Genomic DNA, 23,175 nt, shown 5'->3' with positions numbered 1-23,175 from the left:
TTTTGATATATGTTGGTGCGCGCTTGGCACTAAGAGGGTGCAAGTATTGTCATTGTTTTGTGCATTATCAGTCAATAAAACACCCATTATCATTCATTGTGTATTGAGTTAAATTTAGCCCATGAAATACGCACACGAATTACAAGCAAAATGATAAACACAGACTCAATAGGTGCTTCACCTTTTCATGAAGGCGAGCTGGCAATACAAGACAAACTCGGTAAACGAGAAATAATGGCAGCATTTGGTAAACGTGGCGTGCGCTCATTTATGCCAGAGCAGCATCAAGCATTTTTTGAGCAGTTACCATTTGTGGTTGCAGGCAGTGTTGATGAAAACGCTAATCCGTGGGTATCTATTGTTTCAGGGCAGCCAGGCTTTTTAAGCGCCACAACTCCTACGTCGTTATTAATGACCCACGCGGTTGATAAAAACGACCCCTTACATAACACGTTAAATATTGCCGGTTCGCCAATTGGTTTATTAGGCATTGAGCTAGGCACGCGTAGGCGTAACCGTTTAAATGTGCGCGTTGGTGAGGCAATTAGTGATAATCAGGTGAGTTTTAATGTTGATCAATCCTTTGGAAATTGCCCGCAGTATATTCAAACGCGCGACTTAACGTTTAATAGAGATCCTTTAGTTAAAAGTAGTGCAGTACAAAAAGTTGAATTTAATACACTTGATAACGCAGCTAGTGTGTTAATTGACACAACCGATACATTTTTTGTATCGAGTTTTATAACCGCTAAAAACAATCCAAAAATTGAAGGTGTTGATGTTTCTCACCGTGGTGGGTTGCCGGGCTTTGTAAAGCGCGAAGGCAACACATTAACGATTCCTGATTACGCAGGTAACAATTTTTTTAATACCTTGGGTAACTTTTTATTAAACCCAAAAGCAGGTTTGTTATTTCCTGATTTTGACACGGGTAATGTATTAATGCTTACCGGCAGCGTTGAAATCTTATGGGACGGGCATCCAGAGTTAGAGGGCTTTATTGGCGCAGACCGAGGCTGGAAATTTACCCTCACTAAAGGAATGTGGCTAAAAAACTTACTCCCGTTTAGTGCTAAATTTGATGCTTATTCCCCTAACACTAAAATGACGGGCACGTGGCTTGAGGCTGATAAAAACAAACAAGCCGAAAAACTAAAACATACTTGGCAGCCTTTAAAAGTAACTAAAATAACGAAAGAAAGTAATGTAATTACCTCCTTTTATTTAGAAGGGCATAACAATACAACCTTGTTACCGTTTAAAGCTGGGCAGCATTTAACTGTACAAATACCAAGTAGTAGTAATAACAGTAATAACAAACCTGTTATTAGAACCTACACCGTTTCATCAAGCCCTCATGAACTCTTTTATCGGTTATCGATTAAAAAAGAACTCAGTGGTGAGGTGTCTAACTACTTTCATAATAACGTAAAAGTAGGTGACGTTATTTTAGCTAAATACCCACAAGGGCAATTTTTTATTGACTCAACCAATACTAAACCAGCGGTACTCATTGGTGGCGGAATAGGTATTACACCTATGATCTCAATGGCTAAACATATTGCCAATGAAGGGTTAAGAACCCGCTATACACGCCCTTTACATATTTTTCACAGTGCTAAAAACACCCAACAGCGTGCGTTTTATAACGAGCTAAAAACGTTAGCAGATACGAGTGGCGGCGCAATTGATTACTACTCACTTTTATCTCAGCCTGAACTTGATGAAAAGCAAGACAATGGCTTTAACGTAAAAGATGAGAGCTTTAATTTAAAAGACGAAAGCTTTGATTTAAAAGGGCGCATAAATGCGGATGTGTTTAGATACTATTTACCACTTGATGATTACGAGTTCTTTTTATGCGGACCTGCTGCGTTTATGCAGCACGTATATAACGAACTGTTATTGCTCGGTGTGCAGGATAAAAACATATTTGCTGAAGCATTTGGACCCTCCAGTATTAAGCGCAAAGTACTTAACACAAACGAAGCGCCTAATAAAAGCAAAGAGATGAGCGCTGAAGAAGCAGACAACACTGTAATTAAATTTAGTAAATCGGGCTTTGAACAACGCTGGAATAAAGGCGATAACACTATACTTAATGTAGCCGAATCCCATGGTTTAGAACCTGAATTTGGCTGTCGAAACGGTAGCTGCGGCAGTTGCGCCGTAAGAATAAATGCAGGCGCTGTGGTTTATCGCAATAACGTAAGTTACCCAGTAGAGACAGAGCAGGCGCTAATTTGCTGCGCCGTACCTGCTAAAGGCGTTGATGAGCTTGATTTAGAGCTGTAGGTTAAAATTGCACTTGAGGTGTAAAAAATTTGCGAAGCCCAAAATGGAATTAATACTGTTTTAGGTAATGACTATTTAGCTATCCGATTATGTATTTTTATTGGTAGGGTTTTCTTGGAAATACTGTGCATACAATACATCAGCAAAATCATTTTCACTAATTTCACCGATAACTAAATCTTTTACAGCATCAGCTATTAAATCGTTATCGCTAATTAATTCGTATTCATTTAATGACAAATACTCTAGACCAACAACTAGCCCTGTTCGTTTATTTGCGTCAGGTAATGCATGAGCTATAGCTATACTTGCTGTATATTTAGCTGCTATTTCAAATACATCATCCAATCCATCGTAGATAATTGCATTATCTATTCGCCCTAAAGCACCCTGTAATTTAGGAATGTCGACAGCACCTTTCATACCGGGTTCACTTTCTAAAATAAAAGCATTAATTTCAATAACCCTTTCAAATGGAAAGCAAATTATTTCCATTACATATGAGCCAATTTAGTAAATGTTTTTCTGTGCGTTCTTATAGCTAGTTTAGCTTCAGATTTTACAATTTGCTTACCTGATTCCCCAGATAAATCTAAAATTTTAGTTGCTTTAATCTTAGGTCTAGCAACTGCTGAAACACCGTAAGCTTCTACTTTCTTATTCATCACAATCACCTTTTGATAACGTATTAAGTTGAGTATACATCTATATCATGAAAGAGAACATGGCGAGGTTGTAGAATAACTCTAACAGCGAAAATTAATTAAAAAATGAGCTTATGAAATAATCTTTAAGTTTTTAAACATGTAAATAGTACATTTGAAACTTATAAAAAAAAGCACGATGACTTCTTTTAAAGCAGTAGTAAGCTGTTATCACTGGGCAAGTAAACCTATTTTTGTTTTAGGCATTGTGACACCGCCATACATTTCGCGAATACCTGAGTGCTCCCCTATATTTATTCCTACCGCCAAATTTTAGATATCTTCTAACTGCTCTATCAGAAAAAATTCCCCTTATTTTCACATGAAATTTCTCACAGAATTATTCGCATAGATTTGTATCAACTAATTGAATTTATAGTTGTCTGCCAGTCAAAATGTCGGCCTATTCACTTACACTAAATTTCAGATTTCGCTTAAACAAGCACAAAAAAAGAGGCTTAATAGCCTCTTATAAAACAGTATTAAAAACTTAAAACTAAGCCAGCAAACCCGCTTTTGTTTCAGGCATTGCTATAAAACCATCAAGTTTACGTACGTTGTTTAGCCATCTTAAAATATTTGGGTATTGCTCAAGCGATACGCCGCCCTCCGGTGCGTGCGCTATGTACGAAAAGTTGGCAATGTCGGCAATAGTTGGCTGAGTGCCTACTAAGTATTCGCGATTTTGTAAGTATGCATCCATTGTTTTAAATAATGTATGGGCAATGTTTATCGCGTTTTGATGATCAAGCTCTGCGCCAAATACCGAAACTAAACGCGCTGCACACGGTCCTGAAGCCACAAGCCCTGCAGCAACGCTCAACCAGCGCTGAATGTGCGCTTGAACAGTAATATCTTCTGGGTACCAGGTTCTGTTAGCATCAAACTTTTGTGCCAAGTACAGTAAAATAGCGTTTGAATCGTTAATAATGTCGTCGTTATGTTTTAGTACCGGTACTTGTCCAAAAATATTCATTTTTAGAAAGTCAGCGTGCTTTTGTGCGCCGTTTTGCAGTGCCACATCAACCATATTTACATCAAGCTTTAAAAGCGATGTAAATAACTCTGCACGATGTGAATGACCAGATAAAGTAAAACGGTATAGCGTTAGATTGCTCATGGGTTGTCCTGTTTTTAATTTTAAATAGTGATTTTTAATAACGCTATTCTTTCACTATTATCAGTTTTGAAAAACCGAGCTAGTAAGGAATAAATGTCAATGCTATATTGACAATCATGGATACTATTATTGGCATTAAAACAATCATAGCGGTTGTTGAAACAGGCTCTTTTACAGCCGCAGGCGACAGACTAGGGCTTTCAAAGGCGCTGGTTAGTAAATACGTGGGCATTGTAGAGCAAGACTTAGGGGTTAGATTATTTAACCGCTCCACGCGCAGAATTTCGATTACCGAAGCGGGGCAAAGTTATTACACAAGCGTAGTACCTGTAATTGAAAGCTACAGTGAAATGCTCGATAACTTATCGGGTCAAACAGCGCTTGCTAGCGGCAAACTTAGAGTGAGTGCGCCGGTGTCGTTTGGTGAATCAAACCTTGCGCCATTAATGCCTGAGTTACTGAGCCGATACCCCGATTTAAGTATTGATTTAGTGCTTTCAGACAAAACAATTGATTTGCTAGAAGAGGGGGTTGATTTAGCAATAAGAATTGGCAGTGTGTCTGACTCTAATTTAATCGCGAGGCAAATTACCAGCTACCCTCTAATTTTATGTGCGTCAGCCGAATACATTCAGCGTTTTGGCGCACCAGCGAGTGTTAACGAGCTTGAACAACATGCTACGGTGATTGATAGCAACTTTAAAATAGGTCGCCATTGGCCACTTGTTTCACCTACTGGTGAGGCATTAACGGCAAACGTAAACTCGCGTGTTTCGGTTAATAATCCGCAAGCAGTAAAAGAGGTGGTTGTAGCGGGTGGCGGTATTGGCTTGATCCCTGAAATAGTGGTGAGAGACGATATTGCATCGGGCAAGCTTGTGCAGGTTATGCAAGGCTATAAAACCTTTGAGTTTGGCTTATTTGCTATTTATCCGCATAGAAAGTTTGTGGCTCAAAAGGTCACGTCGTTTATTCAGTTTTTATTTGAAAAGTTTGAAGCTAAGCCAAAAACAAAAACCTAAAATCAGTTAAGTGATTTTAGGCTTTTAAGATTGATTTTAAACTTATTTAAAATAGCTACTTATTTAAAATAGCTGCTTATTTTAAAATAACCACAGGCACATCGCTGTTTTCGAGCATTTTAATGGTGTTACTGCCCACAAAAAACTGCCTTAGTTTAGAGTGCCCAAATGCACCCATTACAATTAGTTCTACATTATTTTGCTCTTTATATTGCATTAACGAGTCAAAAATATTGCCCTCTAAAAAGCTTGCCGACACTTCAAAGTCCATACTGATAAGCTTGTGCTGTGCATTAACAAATTTTTCTTCAAGGTCTTTTTCGTTGTTTTTAATACTCACTAAATGGCAATGCAAACCATGTAACAAGCCGCCATCAATCACTTGTTGTAGCGCTTTGTCGGCTGTTTCGCGGCCGTCATACGCAATCATAAATGATTTAGGCTGTTTAAATGTTTCTGGAATAAGCAAAATAGGTTGTGTTGCATTGCGCACTAAGGTTTCTATATGTGAGCCCAGCACCGCAAAACTATTACTATGCCCCGCACCGTTTTGGCCAATAACAATAAGGCGTGTGTCGTCTTTTAAGTCTATAACGGTATCGAGCAAATCACCGTGGCGCTTAATTAATTCAAAATTAGTAATACCTGCCGATTTAGCATGCTCACTTACTGAGTTTAATAATTCGTCAGCCATTTTTAAACTTACTTTGCAGCGTTGTTCGTCAAGCTTAGTCATTTCATCAAGAAGTGTCGAATGCGCACCAAGCCCGATGCTGCCAGAGTAGTCGCCGATATTAGTTTGCTGCGTTTTTTCAATTGTATGCACAAAGCTAATTGGTTTATTTAGCTTTTTTGAAGCCCAAATAGCAGCGTCGGTTACATTTTTAGTAATGGCTGAGCCATCTACATAGGTAATTATTTTAGTCATTGCATTCTCCTTAATGTCCGCCAAGTAGTTTTTCGACTTCTTCAGGGTTGTTATGCACACCAAATTTATCAATTACAGTTTCGGTTGCGCTATTCATACCAATAATATTAACCGTTGCGCCTTCACGCCTAAATTTAATGACCACCTTGTCGAGTGACGATACACCAGTTATATCCCAAAAATGTGCATGGGTTAAATCAATTACGACGTTAGAAACTGCATTTTTAAAATCGAACGATGCAATAAATTGCTCAGCTGAGGCAAAAAATACTTGGCCAACGACTTCATAGGTTATTTTATCGTTGCTTTCATCATGCTTGGTTTTAACTACCATAAAGCGACCAATTTTATTGGCAAAAAACAACGTAGCTAACAACACACCAACTAAAACGCCAATGGCTAGGTTATGCGTGGCAACAACCACAATAACGGTGGAAATCATCACTACGTTTGATGAAAGCGGGTTCTTTTTTAAATCCTTAACAGAGGTCCAAGAGAATGTACCAATCGATACCATAATCATTACGGCAACTAGGGCTGCCATAGGAATTAAACGCAGCCACTCATCTAAAAACACCACCATGATGATTAAAAAAGAGCCTGCAATAAAGGTAGAAAGCCTGCCGCGCCCCCCCGATTTAACGTTAATAATTGATTGCCCAATCATAGCGCAACCCGCCATACCACCAAATAAGCCTGCGCCTATATTAGCAATACCTTGGCCCTTACATTCTTTATTACGATCGCTCGTTGTATCAGTTAAGTCATCAACAATAGTGGCGGTCATCATTGACTCAAGTAAGCCGACAACAGCAAGACCAATTGAATACGGTAATACAATTTGCAGTGTTTCGAGTGTTAGGGGGACATCGGGCCATAAAAATATAGGTAGAGTGTCTGGCAGTTCGCCCATGTCGCCAACGGTTCTTATATCAAGACCTAAAAATATTGAAACCAGTGTAATAACAACAATACACACTAAAGGAGAGGGAAGTATTTTGCCAATAGTTGGAATATATGGGAATAAGTAAATAATACCTAAGCCCGCTGCGGTCATCGCATAAACATGCCAAGTAACATTAGTCAGCTCAGGTAACTGCGCCATAAATATTAAAATCGCCAGCGCGTTTACAAACCCTGTTACAACAGATCGCGATACAAACCGCATTAATTCACCGAGCTTTAAAAAGCCTGCAAATATTTGTAGTACACCAGTGAGTAAGGTAGCAACCAGTAAGTATTCCAAACCATGATCTTTAACTAGCGTCACCATTAACAGTGCCATTGCACCGGTGGCCGCCGATATCATGCCAGGACGTCCGCCTACAAAGGCAATAATAACGGCGATACAAAATGAGGCGTATAAACCTACTTTTGGATCAACACCGGCAATAATAGAAAAGGCAATCGCTTCAGGTATTAGGGCAAGCGCCACAACAATACCAGCAAGCACATCGCCACGAACATTAGAGAGCCAATCTCTTTTTACGTGATCAAACATGTAAATAACCTAATGAGTTAGTTTCCCAAAGTATAAGGGAATATTTTATTTAAATAACAGTGATTCTCGCACACCTAAATAAAGCTTACAGATAAAGCGCTGACAAACAAGGAAGATAGATTACCTAAGGGCATTTAAATTTTAAAAAGCACCTATGGTTAGATGAAAAGTTAAGATCTTGGTATTTATAGAGTTCATAAGCTAGCTGTTTTATTTGCGATACTAATGATTTTAACACCTCTTATGCTTAGAACTTTTTCCGTCATATCTATTTTATAAACACGGTATTAATTCGCATAATGCAAATTAATAGAGTTGCAACATGCATAGAAATCGCTCTATTTTATTTTTTTATAAAGAATTCAATGTACTAAATTTTGGAATGAAGTCTGCACTGATTTATTTACTTAATAAATAAGGGCAACTAATTATGAAATTAACCCAATTATCCACAGCACTTTTATCATTAGTTCCGTGTGCTGTTTTAAGTCAGCCATTTGATGAATGTCCAAGTCAGGCTTTTTTAATGCAAAACTCAAAAGCACAACTGTATGGAATAGATTTAGTGTCTGCTAAACCTACCGTTTTAACGACAGAGCTGACGTTTGCAAATGAGGCTAATAATGAAAGTGTTAACGCAATAGGCTTTAATTATAAAGATCAATATTTATACGGGTTTAGTAAGCAATTACCAAGTAGTGTTGTGCAAATTGGTGATGATTTTGAAATGAAACGCTTAGATGTTGCTGGTCTTCCTGCAACAAATTTTTACGTTGGTGATATTCAAGTCATTGAAGATGAAGGAACTCAGAGCGCTTCATATTATGTTTATACTCCAAATTTTGGTCTTTATTCTATCAACCTAGATGGTGATTTAGATGCCTCTATTACGGCCACACTTCTACCTGATTCAGATACATGGAAGCTAGGTATATTTGATTTCGCTTTTCACCCAAAGAGTAATTTATTATACGCTGTAGAATCTAATGGTGACTTGCATGAAATAGACATAGCAGCTAATACCGCTCGATTTATTACTCAAGTAGACATTGGTGATGATACTGGGGCTTTTGGAGCTGCATACTTTGATATAAATGGGCAATTTTATTTCAGTAATAACAAAAGCGGTAAAATTCATAAGGTTGATTTAAGCATTAGCCCAGTTGTTGACTATACGCCGGTTGCTAACGTATTTACATCAGGCCCTAAATCAAGCCAAAACGATGGGGCACGTTGTGCCATAGCTGAGGTTAAAGTCACCGATAGCTCAATTGATTTTGGTGATGCACCAGCACCGTATAACACGAGTCTTGAAAAAAGTGGCGCTAGGCATCTGTTTGATCCTAATAGCACTGGCAGTGAGTTAATTTATCTAGGAGATTCTGTTGATGGCGAAAATATAAATACAGAAGCTGATTTAGTTAATTTTCCGATTGATGGATCGGATGATGGGGTTAGTTTTGTAACTGCTATATCTGCAGGTCAAGATAGCCAAATCATAGTTAGGGCATCAGCGACTAGCTTTTTATATGCATGGTTTGATTGGGATCAAAACGGAGTATTTAGTGAAGATGAACGAACGGTCACCAAACTTCAGCTTAATGAGGGTGATAACAGTATTCTTGTCAGTGTTCCTAGTAATACAAAGTCAGGCCAAACATGGGCTCGATTTAGAGTAACTGATGGTACCGAAGCCTCGCTTATCACTGCAACAGGGGGAGTACTTGGCGGCGAAGTTGAAGATTACGAAGTAACTACATTTGCCAGTGCTGTGTATCCAGGTGAGAGTGATTGGGTAACGCTTGCTTACGAAGATAAATGGCCGTTTGCAGGTGATTACGATTTTAATGATGTCGTACTAAATTACAGAACGACTCAGTTAATAGAAGGCAGCAGTGTAGTTGGCTACAAAATAGATGGTCAACTTATAGGTATTGGTGCGACCTATCATAATGGCTTTGCTGTGAGGCTAAAGGAAACGGTAAATGGTAATCCACTCTCAATTTTAAGAAATGAAGTTGATGAGAGTGCTATTTCTTTGGTTATTGATGGGCAATTGCAAAATGGCCGTTATTTAGAAGAAAACCGCGATGAAGCTATTCTAATTTTTATGCAAGATACGTGGGAGTATGTTTCTAAACAGTCTGGTTGTGAATACTTTAGAACAGAAAATAACTGTGATGATAACGTTAAAGTCACATTTAGCATGACCATTCCATTAAAATTACCAAAAGCAATCACAGCCTCTCCAGGTACGCTTCTTGACCCCTTTATTTTTGCAACAGATGGTTTTTATCATGGAGACTTTTTGGTAGGAAAAGAATCCAGAAGCTGGGAAGTGCATATCAAAAATCAAGCGCCGACTGAAGCGTTTGACTCCTCATTTTATAATTATGTTGGCTCTGATGATGTGAGCGATCAGAGTAAAGGTTTGTATTTCCTTAGTGAAAGTGGCTTACCTTGGGCAATGGAAGTTGGTATGCAATGGCTCCATCCACTTGAGGGTGTTGATATAACTGATGCCTATGGCAGCTTTGCCGAATTTGCAGAGTCATCGGGTGCGCAAAAAACAAAATGGTTTAATGATTACAGTATTAATAATGTTGTAAAAGGGGATCAATAATGAATAACGCTATTATAATTTCAATGTTATCACTAGGTTTAATTGCATGTGGCGGCTCGGGTTCAGAAGAATCAAAAGCTCCTGAGGCAACGGTATCTCTACCTTTGGGAAGTTCAAATGAACCTGCAGGAATAGCAGCTTTACAAATTGATGAACAATTTAACCTTTCCACTAAATACTCACTTAATCTTGATGTTGATCTTGGATTGGGAGAGGTTAGAGCGTATTTAAATGTATGCCAAAAGAAAATATCAGCACAGCGGGCAGATTATAATAACTGCGTTTATAGAGGGCCATTGGTCAATAGTATGCTTGAAAAACAGCTTACACTGAGTCGCGAAGATATTGAGTTAATAGCCGAAATTTGGTTTTACGATAGCTCTACTCAGCCACTTTTATATTCATGGAAATATAATTCAGGCGAACAACAACAGTTATTTATAATGCGATAACCTTTGAAAGTTTTCACTCACGGGGTCAAAAATTTATGTTTAGAGCCTTAGGTATTAATAATCCGCAACGATTTTTTTTGCGGATTATTCTTTTGTTAGCCGCATTGTTATTTATTGCACTTGCGTATAATCCTTTAGGGCATTTTTATGCAGATGTGTTTGTGTCTCTGCGCTTACAATTATTGTCAGCTGCGTTAGTGTGTGCGCTGCTATTAATTACCCTCAAACTATTTAAATTAGGAGCCGCATTACTACTTGTGTGTATTGTAGGGGTTACCCCTGTGTTATTTAATCTATCTAGCTCAACATCCTACAGTGGACCGGTATTATCTGTTAAGCAAATAAACTTAAACTATAGTAATAAATATATAGAAACTCATTTAGCAACGTTGTTGCAAAAAAAATGGGATGTGTTGATTTTACAAGAATTCAGCGACAAAAATCGTAATTTACTGAACCAATTTTTAAGTACAACTGATATGTTTGGCTATGAAGAGATAGAAGGAATTCCCTATGGCATAGTTGTTTTATCACGAATACCTATGGTGTATAAGCATCAAGTTAAACTGGATGCTGATAGATTAGGTTACATTAAATTGAAGTTTTTATTTATAGATCGCATTGTCACGGTTTTTGTAGCTCATCCTCCTTCCCCACGGTCAAGACAACATTGGCAAAATAGAAATACGTTATTAGCAGCACTAAACACGGCAGCACATAATGAAAAGGGCGTTTGGGTAATCGCTGGTGACTTAAATATTGTCCCTTGGTCTCAATACTTTAATTGGGATGATAGTAAAACGTGTTACGGAGAAAGTGAGCGGTATGTGAGCTTTATGCCTTTTGAACGTGGGCGATCTATTTTTACAGGCTTAGCCATAGATCATTGTATAATAAGTGAAGGCATTAATTTGCAAAGATTAACAGTGAGTGACTTTAAAGGCAGTGATCATAGAATGCTTAGTTATGATTTAATTATTGATTAACCTTAAAGGCTCAGGATTTTATGCTGAGCCTTTAAAAGTCGGTTTGCGTAAGCTATTTAATGGGCTTTGGTATATAAAAATTGCTCACGATGGCTTAATCGTCTGTTTTATATCATGTAATAGGTGCTGAAAATTTCGTTTGTGGGGAAATAACATAAAAGCAGCCGCTGTAATACGTAAGGCTTTAAATTTAAGCCCGATTTCCCTGTAGTACTCACCATAACACTCTAACATTCTCGCTTTAGCTTTAAGCTTTGTATCAAATCCAGTATCGTTTTTGCATCGAGAAATGATTACTTTCATTGCATTAAGTCTATTTTTTCTATTTGCTGTGATTGAGCCTGCCCTCATTAAATAGCCCATTGATGTTTGAAGTGAAAATGCAACATCACCAATTCGAGCTAATTTTAACCAACAATCCCAATCACTTGCGCTATTGAGTGAAGTATCAAATTTTCCAACGAAGCTGATAGCTGATTTTTTTACCACCACAGAAGACGTGCCTATCACATTAGCAAATAGGAGTAAGTCCATAGGTGATTTAAGGTTTTGATACCCTGTGCTATTTTTATCTATAAATTTTGAGAACTCCGGCCAATAAGAGAAACAATCAATAATTGGTTCATATTTTTCATTTACATGCATGTAATTAGTAAAACTTAAAACACAGTCACTATTTTGTTTCATATAGTTAATTTGATTGTATAACTTGTCGTCTGTCCAGTAATCATCGGCGTCTAAAAAGGCAATGTAATCGCCTTTAGCCTCAGATATTGCTCTGTTTCTCGCTTTTACAACCCCTGTATTTGGTTGTGCAATGACTCGAATTTCAGGCAGTGTTTTTTGAAGGTTTTCTAACCATTCGACACTGCCGTCAGTTGAACCATCATCGACGACGAGTATTTCGTAGCTAATATTCTCTTGTCTAACAATGCTTGATATTGCCTTTGCTAAATAGGGCTTACAGTTGTAATTAGGAATAATAACGCTTACTTCAATGCTCATATTAAGTAACCTTCATTTTCTCAGGTAGTTAGACTACGCAAGATAAGCGCCAACGATTTTAATACGCTTCGGGGCGATTTTTTGTTTAATGGTTTGCATATTGCGATTTATCTTCGCATATTGATTTTTTAATGCTCATTTAAGCCGTTTTTTGCAGGGCATAGTTCTTGCGAAGTAACATTAAGTTTATCTGGAGTTTTTAAAATGAAACATATTGGTATTGTTGTCCCCAGCTTTCACATTCCATCAGAAACGTTTGTCGTTACTGAAATCAATGCTTTAGTTAAAGCAGGACATAAAGTAAGTGTGCTGACGTTCGAAAACTTGAATGAGTGCATCAATTTAGATAATAGCGTTCGTATTATTGCAATAAAAAAATCGACTCAGTCTGCTATTAGTTTTGCATTACAACACCCTGTTATGGCACTTAAAAGTAGCATATTGGCCAGTAAATTTAGCGCTATCTCTCTTGTATCGCTAATGGGTTATGGACTGAATATGGCTGAGATAATTCATTCTCGTAAAATCTCTCATATCCATTGCCATTTCATGCATGCCCCGCTCACATATTCAATAGTTGCCAGCAAAATTGCAGGTGTTAGCGTGTCCTCAATAGGGCACGGTCACGATGTTTACGTGAACGATTCTGATTTAAAACTTAAATTATCACTGTGTGCTTTCTCAGTTGCGGTATGTAAAGACATGCAGATAAAGCTAAATAATTACAGCGCAGGTAAGGTTCAATTACTGCACTGTGGTATCGATTTAAGTATGTTTAACGCCAAACCAAGTCGTCTAAATGAGTCAGTAAAGCTCTTATTTGTAGGGCGATTAGTTGAAAAAAAAGGTCTGCAATTTCTATTACCAGCAATAAAAAAGTTAAATAAAAAATACTCTATTTCGCTAGATATTGTAGGGGAAGGGCCTTTATTAAATGATCTAATTTATTTATGTGAAGAACTTAATATTGTTAATGAAGTTAAGTTTTTAGGTGCAAAAAGCCCCACATGGCTAGCAAAAAACACCAGTGATTACTCTGCCTTAGTGGCTCCTTTTTGTGTGTCTAGTAATGGTGACCGTGATACCGGTCCTGTGGTTTTAAAAGAGGCGATGGCCAGTGGCATTCCTGTAATAACGACAGAACTGATGGGAGCAAAAGAAATTGTTAATGACTCCGTTGGGTTTAAATGTGAGCCTTCTAGTATTGGCGGTCTCGAAAGAATTTTAACTGAATTTTGTGATCTTAGCCCGTATGAAAGATACGAAAAAGGACTAAATGCTAAAAAATTAGTGACTAAAAAGTTTGATGCAAATTCGCAAGCTAAAAAGCTATCTAACTGGATTCAAACTGTGTAGGTGAAACTATGAATGGAATTAAGCAAATTGCATATTTTGGTTTATCTACCTTATCACTTAAAGTGCTGGGGTTTGCTTTATTACCTATTTCTACACGTATTTTGAGTCAAACTGAGTTTGGTGAGCTAACTTTTTTAGTGTCAATATCAGCGGTTATGTCGTTACTTTTATGTTTAGGCTTACCGGAATTACTTTTTAAGCAACAAATAAACAACCCTCAAAAAAAGCGAGCATTATTTAGAGATGCATTTATTTTATGTGGTTTTTTCAGCAGTATCTTTGTGTGTGTATGTGTTTACTTTGTAGAGCCGTTTAGCGCGTTACTGCCTGTTTCATTAACTTTGATAGATATAAAACTGTTGGCTGTTAATTTAGCACTATCATCGCTGCTTTCAATTTTATTTTGTTACTTTAGATACTACGAGATGGCTAAGCAGTTTTGTATTTTAGCTATACTACAGGGCATTGTTCAAACTGTGTGTACGCTTGTATTGCTTTATTTAGGCTATGGGGTAACCGGTGTGATGTTGTCGGGTGTTGTATCGAGCGCTTGTGTATTATTTATAGCATTATCAGTTGTTTTTCAGCAGATTAGCATCGGCTTTAGATATATTCCTTGGAATATTAGCTATAAAAATAGTCTGTTCTTATTAAGCATTATTATCTCTTCATTGTTTGTATACGCAAATAACGGTGCTGAAAACTGGTTTATTGTAGCAAGTGTAGGTAAAGAAAAACTAGCTCAATACTACGTTGCAGTGCAGTTTGCATTAATGGCGTCGTTTACTTTTGAACCGATTAGAATGTGGTGGTTTTCTCGTCGTTTTAATGAGTTAGCACAAGATCGTACTCGTTATGTATTTTTATGCGAACTTAGTTTGGATATTGGTATATTACTTTGTGCGTTTATGACGATAGTGGCGCCTCATCTTTTAGCCGTAGTCTTACCCGATAGCTATCAATTAAATATATGGCTGTTACCGAGTTTAATTGTGATTGTGGTACTAAGACACCACAGTGATTTATTAAATATTGGTTGCTATACCAAATTCAACGGTTTTTTTGTCACTGTAGTGAATGTTATTAGTGCTTTAACAGCACTGATACTGCTTTTCTTTTTGGTGTCTGAATTAGCTGTACTGGGTGCTGTTATTGCTTTAATGGCAGCCCAGTTATTAAAAGCAATACTTTTTTTTGTTATAAGTCAAAAGCTTGAATATTTATCGTTTAGTGTAAAAAACCTTGTGCCGAGCTGGGGATGTTTTTTAGTCATTTATATGATGAGTGCTTTTGACTTTCCACAATATGTAATCTGCCAACTCATCACATTTATCTGTTTTTTAATGATCCTTTGTCATAAATATAATCAAATAATTAGCAATGTCATTCATCACATATTGAAGGGCAGAGTGCATGATTAATTGGTATAAAAAACATTGTTTAATTATAAATGGGTTGCTTATTACAGCGCTAACGCTTGTGCTGTATATTTTATTTGGTCCTATTGCTGCATTTGCATTATTACTGCTGCCATTTGCAGGATACTTAGCGGTTAAGATAAGTACTGTATTTATTATTTTTTTTATTCTATTTAGTTATTTTAGATTACACGAAGCCTTTGTTTTTTTAATGCCCCTCAAAATACCTAAAATGTTGGCGCTCGCCTCGCTGTTAGGAATTACATGGCATTTGTTTATTTCAAAAACCTTAAAGCCACATTGGAGCTCAACACATCTGATTTTTGTTATTTGGTTTGCTTGGCTTACGGTGTGTGTGTTTAGTGCAACAAACAAAGGGTTGGCAATAGAGTATTGGATAGGGGTACTGGTTAAGGTATTTATTATGGTGTTTGCTATCAGCTGGTGGCTAACACGGTTCTCTCATTTTAGTTTTGTTCGCATGGGGATCATGATCTCTGGTGTTGCTGTTGCATTGGTTGCTTTAAACAACAAAATTAATGGCATTGGTCTAATTGAAGGTACTCGGGTGACTATTTCTCGTGAGTATCGCTCACAACTGGGTGATCCAAACGATTTATCTTTAGTGTTAATGTTTCCGGTTTCTTTTTTAGCCGCTGAGTTATTCAATTCACAAGTTAATAAATACCGTCGAATATTTGCAGGAATCGGTTTAATTTTTACTATTTCTGGTGTTATTGCTACGCAAAGTCGCGGTGGGGTACTCGGAATTGCGGCTATCTTAAGCTTCTTTTTATATCAAAAAGTAAAAAATCCTGTCGTTGTTGCAATGTGTGCAGGTGTTGCGATGTTAGCTATGATGGTTTTTGCTGGTATAAGCGACAGGCAAAGCGGTGGAGCTGCAGAAGATGGGGTTGATGAATCTGCAATGGGTCGAATATACGCGTGGCAAGCGGCAATTAATATGGCGCTGTCGAACCCTTTAACAGGCGTTGGTGTAGATAACTTTTTTGTAAATTATTACTTTTACAGTCCTCATTGGGATGGCAAGAATCATGCAGTACATAGCACCTGGTTTCAGGTTTTAGGTGAAACAGGTTTTGTTGGAATATGTATATTTCTGGTTTTAATTGCCAGTATTTACCGAAGTCTTTCGAGAGTTTATTGCATTAATAAACTTAACTACAACCACCAAGTTGTTGTTAACGCTAATGCATTAAAGGCTGGCATTATTGGGTTTATGGTTGCTGGTACATTCCTAACACAAGCATTTACTTGGCCTTTATATATTATTCTGGCACTAACAATTGCGCTAGAAAAGCTCACAATACAAAGCAATAAGGAATCGTAGTATGTTAATACATTTTAAATACTGGCTTAAGAATAGCCCTCACCCTGTTGCGAAATCGCTGTTTTATTTTGCAACTTATCTTCGCAATCCACAAATGGTGGTTATTCCGTTATTTCACTCTGGATTCTATTACCTACATCAATTTTTAAAAACATTTTCCCATGAATTACTAAGAATACTTTATTACACCCCACTGTTTAAAAGTCAGATAAAAGGGAGTAAAAAACAGTTGTTTCTTTACTCAGGTATGCCACAAGTTTTGGGGGAGCTTAAAATTGAGTGCAGCGATAATGTACGGATGTCGGGTATCACAACTTTTTGTGGGCGGATGGGTAGCGTTACCACGCCCACTTTAGTTATTGGTAATAATGTAGATATAGGTTGGCAGAATGCATTTTCGGTAGGTCGAAATATTACGTTAGAAGATGATGTGCGGCTCGCGGGACGTATTTTTTTAGCCGGTTTTCCTGGCCATCCAGTTGATTGTGAACGAAGAGCACTTGGGGAGAGTGATGATGAGTCTCAAATTGGCGACATTACTATTAAACGTGGTGCGTGGCTTGGTACTGGAGTGACTGTTCTTGCTGGCGTTACTATAGGCGAGGGGGCAATTATAGGCGCAGGAAGCGTTGTTACGAAAAATATTCCGCCTTTTACTATTGCAGCAGGTAATCCGGCTAAAGTGGTCAAACACATCAAGGAATAATAATATGAAATTTATCGTTTTTGGCGAAGATTGGGCAAGTCACCCGAGTAGTACGCAACATTTATTTTCTCAATTGGCTAAAAATCATGAAATACATTGGGTTAACTCAATAGGTATGCGAAAACCTCGCTTTAAATTACACGATATAAAACGAGTTTGGGGAAAGTTTAAGCAGCTTTTTAGTAAACCTGAAAATACGGCAATTAAAACACCTTCGACGATGCAAGTTTACCGATTACCAGTCTTGCCATGGCACGATAATCGCTTTGTGAGGCGTTATAATAGGTGGGTTTTTTCTTTTTATTTTAAAGATATTCAAAGTAATGGCCCGTTAACGTATTGGTTAAGTGTGCCTACCGCAGAATACTTTTTCACTAAAAAAGCACAAGACACCCTTATTTACTACTGTGGTGACGATTTTAATGCATTGGCAGGTGTCGATCCTAATTTAGTGTCATCCTTTGAGAAAAATTTAATTAAGAAAGCCGACCTAATTTATGTTGTGAGTGATTTTTTAAACAATAAAATGCCGGCTCATAAAACAAAGCTACTTCCCCATGGTGTGAGTTATGATTTATTTACGTCTGATGTAAAGAGAGCCCCAGAAATAGATGTTTTAAATGGACCAGTAATTGGGTTTTATGGAAGTATTAATCAGTGGTTAGATATCAGTTTATTAACAGCGCTTGTTGCGGAGCGACCAAATTATCAACTGCTTTTGGTCGGAGATATTGTTGCTTGCACATCTGAGCTAATGCAGTTTAAAAACGTTACACATGTGCCAGCTGTTGATCACGAGCGTTTAGTGGAGTTTTCGGCACATTGGGATGTGTCTATTTTACCATTTGTAGATAATGAGCAAATTAGAGCATGTGATCCGTTAAAGTTAAAAGAGTATTTAGCCGCAGGAAGCCCGATTGTTGCCACGGACTTTCCAGCCGTAACACGTTATAAGTCGAATATTTACATAGCAAAAAATCAATTCGATTTTATAAATAAAATAGATCAGGCAATTGCCTTAGATAAAGAGCAGTTAAGCTCTCTTAAGTCAGCGCAACAGGACATCGCTAAAGATCATAGTTGGGAGTCAAAAGCATTGCTCGTTCAACATGATATTTTAATGTTAAATAAAGCGCCTTAGGCAGTAAACGATAATCTTGGCGCAGCCTGTGCAACTACCTTATTAAAGTACGCTATTTGCAGCTTAAATTTTTATTATGCAAATAGCAGCTAAATTTCGCATAGCAATATGCAAATGTATAGGTAGGGTTTATGTTAGTAAGAGAGCAAATAAAAAGGTTACTTTATTTAACCTTGTATAGTGTTTATACAAGGGCAAAGCTATTCATTTTACCACTTTTGATTGTTCCTTCAGTCGTGATTATCTTGGCTGTGACTGCGCAAAAGCAATACACAAACCATGCAACTATTTTAATTGAAGAGTCTTCGTTACTTAATCCATACCTAGATGATTTATCTTTTTCTTTCGATTTATCAAATCGAATGGCGGCACTTAGAACACTTGTAATTAGCCGAAAAGTACTAATAGCTGTAGCAAAAGAAACAGGCTTAATTTCTGAAACGGCTACCTCAGCTGAGATAGAAAAAATCCACCAAGAGCTTTCTCAAGCACTTTCTTTATCACTTGTTGGCGATGAACTTGTTCGTGTGAACTTCATATGGCATGACCAGACAAAAATGAAGATGGTGTTGGAGAAAGTGGTCGAAAAATTTATTGAAAGTTTATTAGCCCCAACAAGAGCATCACTTGATACATCGGAACAGTTTTTTTATCAGCAACTAGTCAGTCTTCGGGATGAGCTTGAGGTATCGGAAGAATCACTGGCTATGTTCAAAGCTAAAAATAGCAATACTCTGCCTGCCGTTTTACACAGTAACCGACAAACATTCGATAAGTTATTGAGTGACCAACAGCAAAAATCCATCGTTTTATCGGGTGCGCAAGCCAAACTTAAAGCGCTGACAACAAAAATGGGACAAGCCAATCCAATCCTAGGACGTATTGAAGAAAAAATTATTGCAGTAGAGTCTGAACTTAGCTTTTTAAAAACACGTTATACAGAAAAACACAGTAAGGTAATTTCAAAAAAAAGAGAGATGCAAAGTATAAGAAATCGTCAACAGTCATTAATTGAAAGTAGCAAGGAGCTTGACCTTACTAACCTTGATCAGCTTTGGCAGATGGCCAATACCTTACCCAGTGGCGGGGATAACGAAAGCAGTGTACTTGTCTCTCAAATTCTTAATTTAGAAGAAGCAAAAAACTCAGTTACTCAGCACCAGCAAGAATACAGCATGCTCGAACAGCAAGTTAATACAGTAAGCGAAAGACTTTTAGTGACAAGTGATATTGAAAAGCAATTAAGAAAATTAGAACGTGATTACGATGTTAAGCAATCATTATATAAAGATATGTTAAGCCGTTACGAAATGGCGAAGGTAACAGGAAAGTTAGTTAAATATGAAGGCCCAGATAAAGTAAAAAACATCGAGCGTGCATATAGTCCGACACAACCTATCAACACATCTTTTGCCGTATCAATTATTGTAGGCATCATTTTAGGTATCTTTACAAGTAGCACAATAGTGTTTGTTGCGACTTTATTCGATAGCCACCTTAAGGATATTCAAACCATAGAGAAGCTCTCAGCTCTTGAGGTCGTGACTATTTTACCCATTGTTAGAAATACACCTGTGGATTTGGTTTTCAATTCATCAGTGAACTCTATTGATCAGAGGAAATAACATGAATGTATTACATTTGGTTCAACATTTCAAAATAGGTGGTCTTGAGAAAATGGCCGCGACACTAATGCAAAAAAGTCAATTTTCTGATACGAGTGTTTTTGTTTCACTCGAAGGCAGTTTTAGTGAAGCAGTTAGAGACTGGCCGCAGCTAGCTGCGTTTGAGCACAGATTAATCTGCCTAAATAAGGCTGAAAAATTTGATCTAAATACAGTTCGAAAACTGTCAGCTCTTTTAAAAAAACACAATATAGATGTCATCCATAGCCATCATATAGGGCCAATGCTTTATGCAAGTATTGTAAGTTTAAAAAATCGCCAGATAAAGCACGTTTCGACTATCCATGACGCGTGGTATTTAAAAAGTTTTAAGCAACGTTTAATAACTAAATTATTAAATAAGCTAACAAAAATATACTGGGTCGCGGATGCACAAGTTGTGGCGAAAGATTTCTATACCGAAACAGCAATTAGAACCGATAGAACAATCCTAAATGGAGTCGATTTTAAACAGTTTTTTAGTACCAATGAGTTGGACGCTCGGCATGAATTAAATTTACCTAAAAAGGTGAGTTTGATTGGTTGTTCTGCTCGTTTAGAGCTAGGGAAAGGGCATTTTCCGCTTATAAGGGTTTTATCTTCATTGCCAGCAAACATCGAATTAGTGTTTGCTGGCAGTGGTAGCTTACGCAGAAAACTTGTTGATTATGCTAGCTCATTGGGTGTTTCAGAGCGAGTGCATTTTTTAGGCAATGTACAAAGCATGCAATTATTTTACTCTGCAATCAATGTAATGTGTCTTTACTCACAAAGAGAGGGGTTACCGCTATCAATTTTGGAATCTATGGCGTGTGGTAAAGCTATTGTTGCCACTGATGTTGGGGGGATCAGCGAAGTATTAACCCATAAGCAAGGTGTATTGGTTAAACCAGGCGATGAAATGGGGCTTAAACTTGCGGTTATTAAAGCGATTAATATGAAACAGGGAGAATGTATAAGGGAGCATATTTTTTCAATCGCTGATGCTAATAAAATGAGTGAAGAGTACGACCATTTTTATAATGGCTTACCATCGTAAGGGGAAAATCATGACTTATTTAATAATTGTTCTCATGGTGTTGATTGTAACCGTTGTGTACCATCACGTTGGTTATTTAGCGCTGTTAAAGTTGGTTAGTCGACGGGCTCATAAACGTATATTCCCAGAGGGGAATATAAGAAAAAATAATCGATTTGGTATTTTGGTGTGTGCTTTTAATGAGCAAGAACACATTAAAGAAAAATTACATAACCTCGGCGCTATGCTCTATGACACTGAGCTTTATGCCATTCATGTTTATTTAGATGGATGTACAGATAACACATACGAAGAAGCGATGTTGGCTCAATCACATCTTGCTCAGCAAAACGTAGTGTGCCACTTGCATTATAATAAACAAAACCAAGGCAAAGCACATGGTATTAACGAGTTAATTACACTAACTAAATCAAATTACGACGTGTTGCTGTTTACCGATGTGAGTGCCTTATTAAGTATTGATGTATTAAATAAAATTGATACTGATTTTAAAGATCCTGATATTAAGGTCATTACAGGTGTTTATGTTCTAGATGAACACGCAACCCCAGAGCAACAGCACTATTGGCAATATCAAAATAATGTAAAAAGCATGGAATCATCACTTGGTGCGGTGATTGGTGTACCAGGAGCCATGTTTGCTATTCGTTCAAAATACACAGATATATTGGATGAAAATACAATAAATGATGATTTTATATTGTCTATGAAAGCCTTAAAAAATGGCGGCAAAGCGGTCGTAAATAGCGATATTAACATTATTGAAAGAGAGTGCGATGAGCAAAGCCATGACTATGCTAGAAGAGTGAGATTAGGAGCAGGCAATTGGCAACAAATTAAAATATTATTTGAGCTATTCAATCCTAGATTAGGGTGGGTTAGTTTTAACTTTATTTCACATAAAGTTTTGCGTGGCGTAATGCCAATATTGCTTGCTTTAATTTATATTTTACTGTTTTCAATGGCATTTTTCTCGAACTTATTGTTAGTTAAGTTGTTGTGTTGCGTGATTGTAGCCGTCCATAGTCTCTTTGTGGTTAAAAGTACCCTCAACATTAAGGCCAAGATCCCTATCGTTGATAAAGTTAATTATATTCTTAATGCTTATTTTTTAGCGTTATGGGGCATTATTAAATTTGAACGTGGTGATTATAAAAAACACTGGGAAAGGGTTCATGATAGAGAAGCTGAACCAAACGTCAGCATTAAAGTTATAAAACGCATAATTGATATTGTTGGCTCTGTGGTAGGACTAACTTTACTGTCTCCGATCATGCTTTTAGTGGCTGCAACAATTAAAGTAAGTTCACGTGGACCGGTACTGTTTAATCAACTTAGAGTGGGAGAGAGTAATGATAACTTTGTTGCCCTTTTTAATGTCCTTAAATTTCGCTCGATGGTGGTTGATGCTGAAGTAGCAAGTGGCGCGGTATGGGCAAGTAAGGACGACCCTAGAATTACACCTATAGGGCGTTTCATTCGTAAAACGCGCTTAGATGAATTACCTCAATTATGGAATGTGCTGGTAGGCGATATGTCACTCATTGGTCCTCGACCAGAGCGACCTGTATTTTACTCCAAGCTTGAAAAAGATATTCCTTATTTCTCTCAGCGTACATACGGTATAAAGCCAGGTATATCGGGGCTTGCTCAAGTAATGAATGGATATGATGAAAGTATTGATGATGCAAGGAAAAAAATAGGTTGGGATTATGCTTATATGTTAAGTACATCATCTCCACGTAGTTGGTTTTATATGGAATTGACTATTTTTTTGAAAACACTCGTTGTTATATTTACTGGAAAAGGGCAATAATTATTTTTGCATAATGCAATCCTACTTTTAAAAGGGAATTGCATTATG

At 37.4% G+C, this 23,175-nt stretch carries 19 protein-coding genes; 13 read left to right on the top strand and 6 right to left on the bottom strand.

Going from position 1 to position 23,175, the window contains the following annotated elements; all coding sequences use genetic code 11:
- Positions 1-150: 150 nt before the first annotated feature.
- Positions 151-2,295 (top strand): 2Fe-2S iron-sulfur cluster-binding protein, encoded by a 2,145-nt coding sequence (locus DO88_RS17415; RefSeq protein ID WP_007375224.1) that lies wholly within the window; start codon positions 151-153, stop codon positions 2,293-2,295.
- Positions 2,296-2,382: 87 nt separating this feature from the next.
- Here DO88_RS17415 and DO88_RS17420 read toward each other — a convergent pair whose 3' ends face one another.
- From DO88_RS17420 to DO88_RS17430, 3 genes are all read right to left on the bottom strand, one after another.
- Positions 2,383-2,790 carry a type II toxin-antitoxin system death-on-curing family toxin gene (locus DO88_RS17420; RefSeq protein WP_007375223.1) on the bottom strand — a complete coding sequence of 136 codons (408 nt, stop codon included), beginning with the start codon at positions 2,788-2,790 and terminating at the stop codon, positions 2,383-2,385.
- A complete protein-coding gene (locus tag DO88_RS17425; RefSeq protein ID WP_007375222.1) occupies positions 2,790-2,960 on the bottom strand; it encodes a hypothetical protein in 171 nt (56 codons plus the stop codon). The genes DO88_RS17420 and DO88_RS17425 overlap by 1 nt, the downstream gene beginning before the upstream one ends.
- Before the next feature lie 535 nt (positions 2,961-3,495).
- Positions 3,496-4,119, bottom strand: coding sequence for a glutathione S-transferase (locus tag DO88_RS17430; RefSeq protein ID WP_007375221.1), 624 nt, complete (start codon positions 4,117-4,119; stop codon positions 3,496-3,498).
- 116 nt (positions 4,120-4,235) lie between these two features.
- On the opposite strand from DO88_RS17430, the gene DO88_RS17435 reads away from it, so the two are divergent.
- Positions 4,236-5,141, top strand: a complete 906-nt coding sequence (locus DO88_RS17435) for a LysR family transcriptional regulator (RefSeq protein WP_007375220.1) — start codon at positions 4,236-4,238, stop codon at positions 5,139-5,141.
- A gap of 76 nt (positions 5,142-5,217) precedes the next feature.
- Here the strand turns inward: DO88_RS17435 and DO88_RS17440 are convergent, their stop codons facing one another.
- Positions 5,218-6,069, bottom strand: coding sequence for a universal stress protein (locus DO88_RS17440; RefSeq protein WP_008135486.1), 852 nt, complete (start codon positions 6,067-6,069; stop codon positions 5,218-5,220).
- Positions 6,070-6,079: 10 nt separating this feature from the next.
- Positions 6,080-7,570, bottom strand: a complete 1,491-nt coding sequence (locus DO88_RS17445) for a SulP family inorganic anion transporter (RefSeq protein ID WP_007375218.1) — start codon at positions 7,568-7,570, stop codon at positions 6,080-6,082.
- 430 nt (positions 7,571-8,000) lie between these two features.
- On the opposite strand from DO88_RS17445, the gene DO88_RS17450 reads away from it, so the two are divergent.
- The 3 genes from DO88_RS17450 to DO88_RS17460 are packed head-to-tail and all read left to right on the top strand — an operon-like array spanning position 8,001 to position 11,631.
- Positions 8,001-10,193 (top strand): LruC domain-containing protein, encoded by a 2,193-nt coding sequence (locus DO88_RS17450; RefSeq protein WP_007375217.1) that lies wholly within the window; start codon positions 8,001-8,003, stop codon positions 10,191-10,193.
- Positions 10,193-10,645, top strand: coding sequence for a hypothetical protein (locus tag DO88_RS17455; RefSeq protein WP_007375216.1), 453 nt, complete (start codon positions 10,193-10,195; stop codon positions 10,643-10,645). The genes DO88_RS17450 and DO88_RS17455 overlap by 1 nt, the downstream gene beginning before the upstream one ends.
- Positions 10,646-10,680: 35 nt before the next feature.
- Entirely contained in the window at positions 10,681-11,631 is a 951-nt protein-coding gene (locus tag DO88_RS17460; protein ID WP_007375215.1) for an endonuclease/exonuclease/phosphatase family protein, read from the top strand.
- Between the two features lie 84 nt (positions 11,632-11,715).
- Here DO88_RS17460 and DO88_RS17465 read toward each other — a convergent pair whose 3' ends face one another.
- Positions 11,716-12,636 (bottom strand): glycosyltransferase family 2 protein, encoded by a 921-nt coding sequence (locus DO88_RS17465; RefSeq protein ID WP_007375213.1) that lies wholly within the window; start codon positions 12,634-12,636, stop codon positions 11,716-11,718.
- A gap of 204 nt (positions 12,637-12,840) precedes the next feature.
- On the opposite strand from DO88_RS17465, the gene DO88_RS17470 reads away from it, so the two are divergent.
- From DO88_RS17470 to DO88_RS17505, 8 genes are all read left to right on the top strand, one after another.
- Positions 12,841-13,992, top strand: coding sequence for a glycosyltransferase (locus tag DO88_RS17470; RefSeq protein ID WP_033037798.1), 1,152 nt, complete (start codon positions 12,841-12,843; stop codon positions 13,990-13,992).
- 8 nt (positions 13,993-14,000) lie between these two features.
- A complete protein-coding gene (locus tag DO88_RS17475) occupies positions 14,001-15,413 on the top strand; it encodes a lipopolysaccharide biosynthesis protein (RefSeq protein WP_033037797.1) in 1,413 nt (470 codons plus the stop codon).
- On the top strand, positions 15,406-16,761 hold the full coding sequence (locus tag DO88_RS17480) for an O-antigen ligase family protein (RefSeq protein ID WP_033030598.1): 1,356 nt from the start codon (positions 15,406-15,408) through the stop codon (positions 16,759-16,761). The genes DO88_RS17475 and DO88_RS17480 overlap by 8 nt, the downstream gene beginning before the upstream one ends.
- 1 nt (position 16,762) lies before the next feature.
- Positions 16,763-17,467 carry an acyltransferase gene (locus tag DO88_RS17485; protein ID WP_033037796.1) on the top strand — a complete coding sequence of 235 codons (705 nt, stop codon included), beginning with the start codon at positions 16,763-16,765 and terminating at the stop codon, positions 17,465-17,467.
- Positions 17,468-17,471: 4 nt separating this feature from the next.
- Entirely contained in the window at positions 17,472-18,608 is a 1,137-nt protein-coding gene (locus DO88_RS17490; RefSeq protein ID WP_007375208.1) for a glycosyltransferase, read from the top strand.
- 131 nt (positions 18,609-18,739) lie between these two features.
- Entirely contained in the window at positions 18,740-20,233 is a 1,494-nt protein-coding gene (locus DO88_RS17495; RefSeq protein WP_007375207.1) for a GumC family protein, read from the top strand.
- A 1-nt stretch (position 20,234) separates the two neighbouring features.
- Positions 20,235-21,311, top strand: coding sequence for a glycosyltransferase (locus DO88_RS17500; protein ID WP_008135509.1), 1,077 nt, complete (start codon positions 20,235-20,237; stop codon positions 21,309-21,311).
- A 10-nt stretch (positions 21,312-21,321) separates the two neighbouring features.
- Complete coding sequence (locus DO88_RS17505; RefSeq protein ID WP_008135511.1) at positions 21,322-23,127, top strand: sugar transferase; 1,806 nt, start codon at positions 21,322-21,324, stop codon at positions 23,125-23,127.
- Positions 23,128-23,175: the final 48 nt, after the last annotated feature.

Origin of the sequence: Pseudoalteromonas sp. S3431 (assembly GCF_000690035.1) — a bacterium.
In the GTDB taxonomy this organism is placed as follows: Bacteria; Pseudomonadota; Gammaproteobacteria; order Enterobacterales; family Alteromonadaceae; genus Pseudoalteromonas; species Pseudoalteromonas fuliginea.
This window is presented reverse-complemented; position numbering and strand designations above follow the sequence as displayed.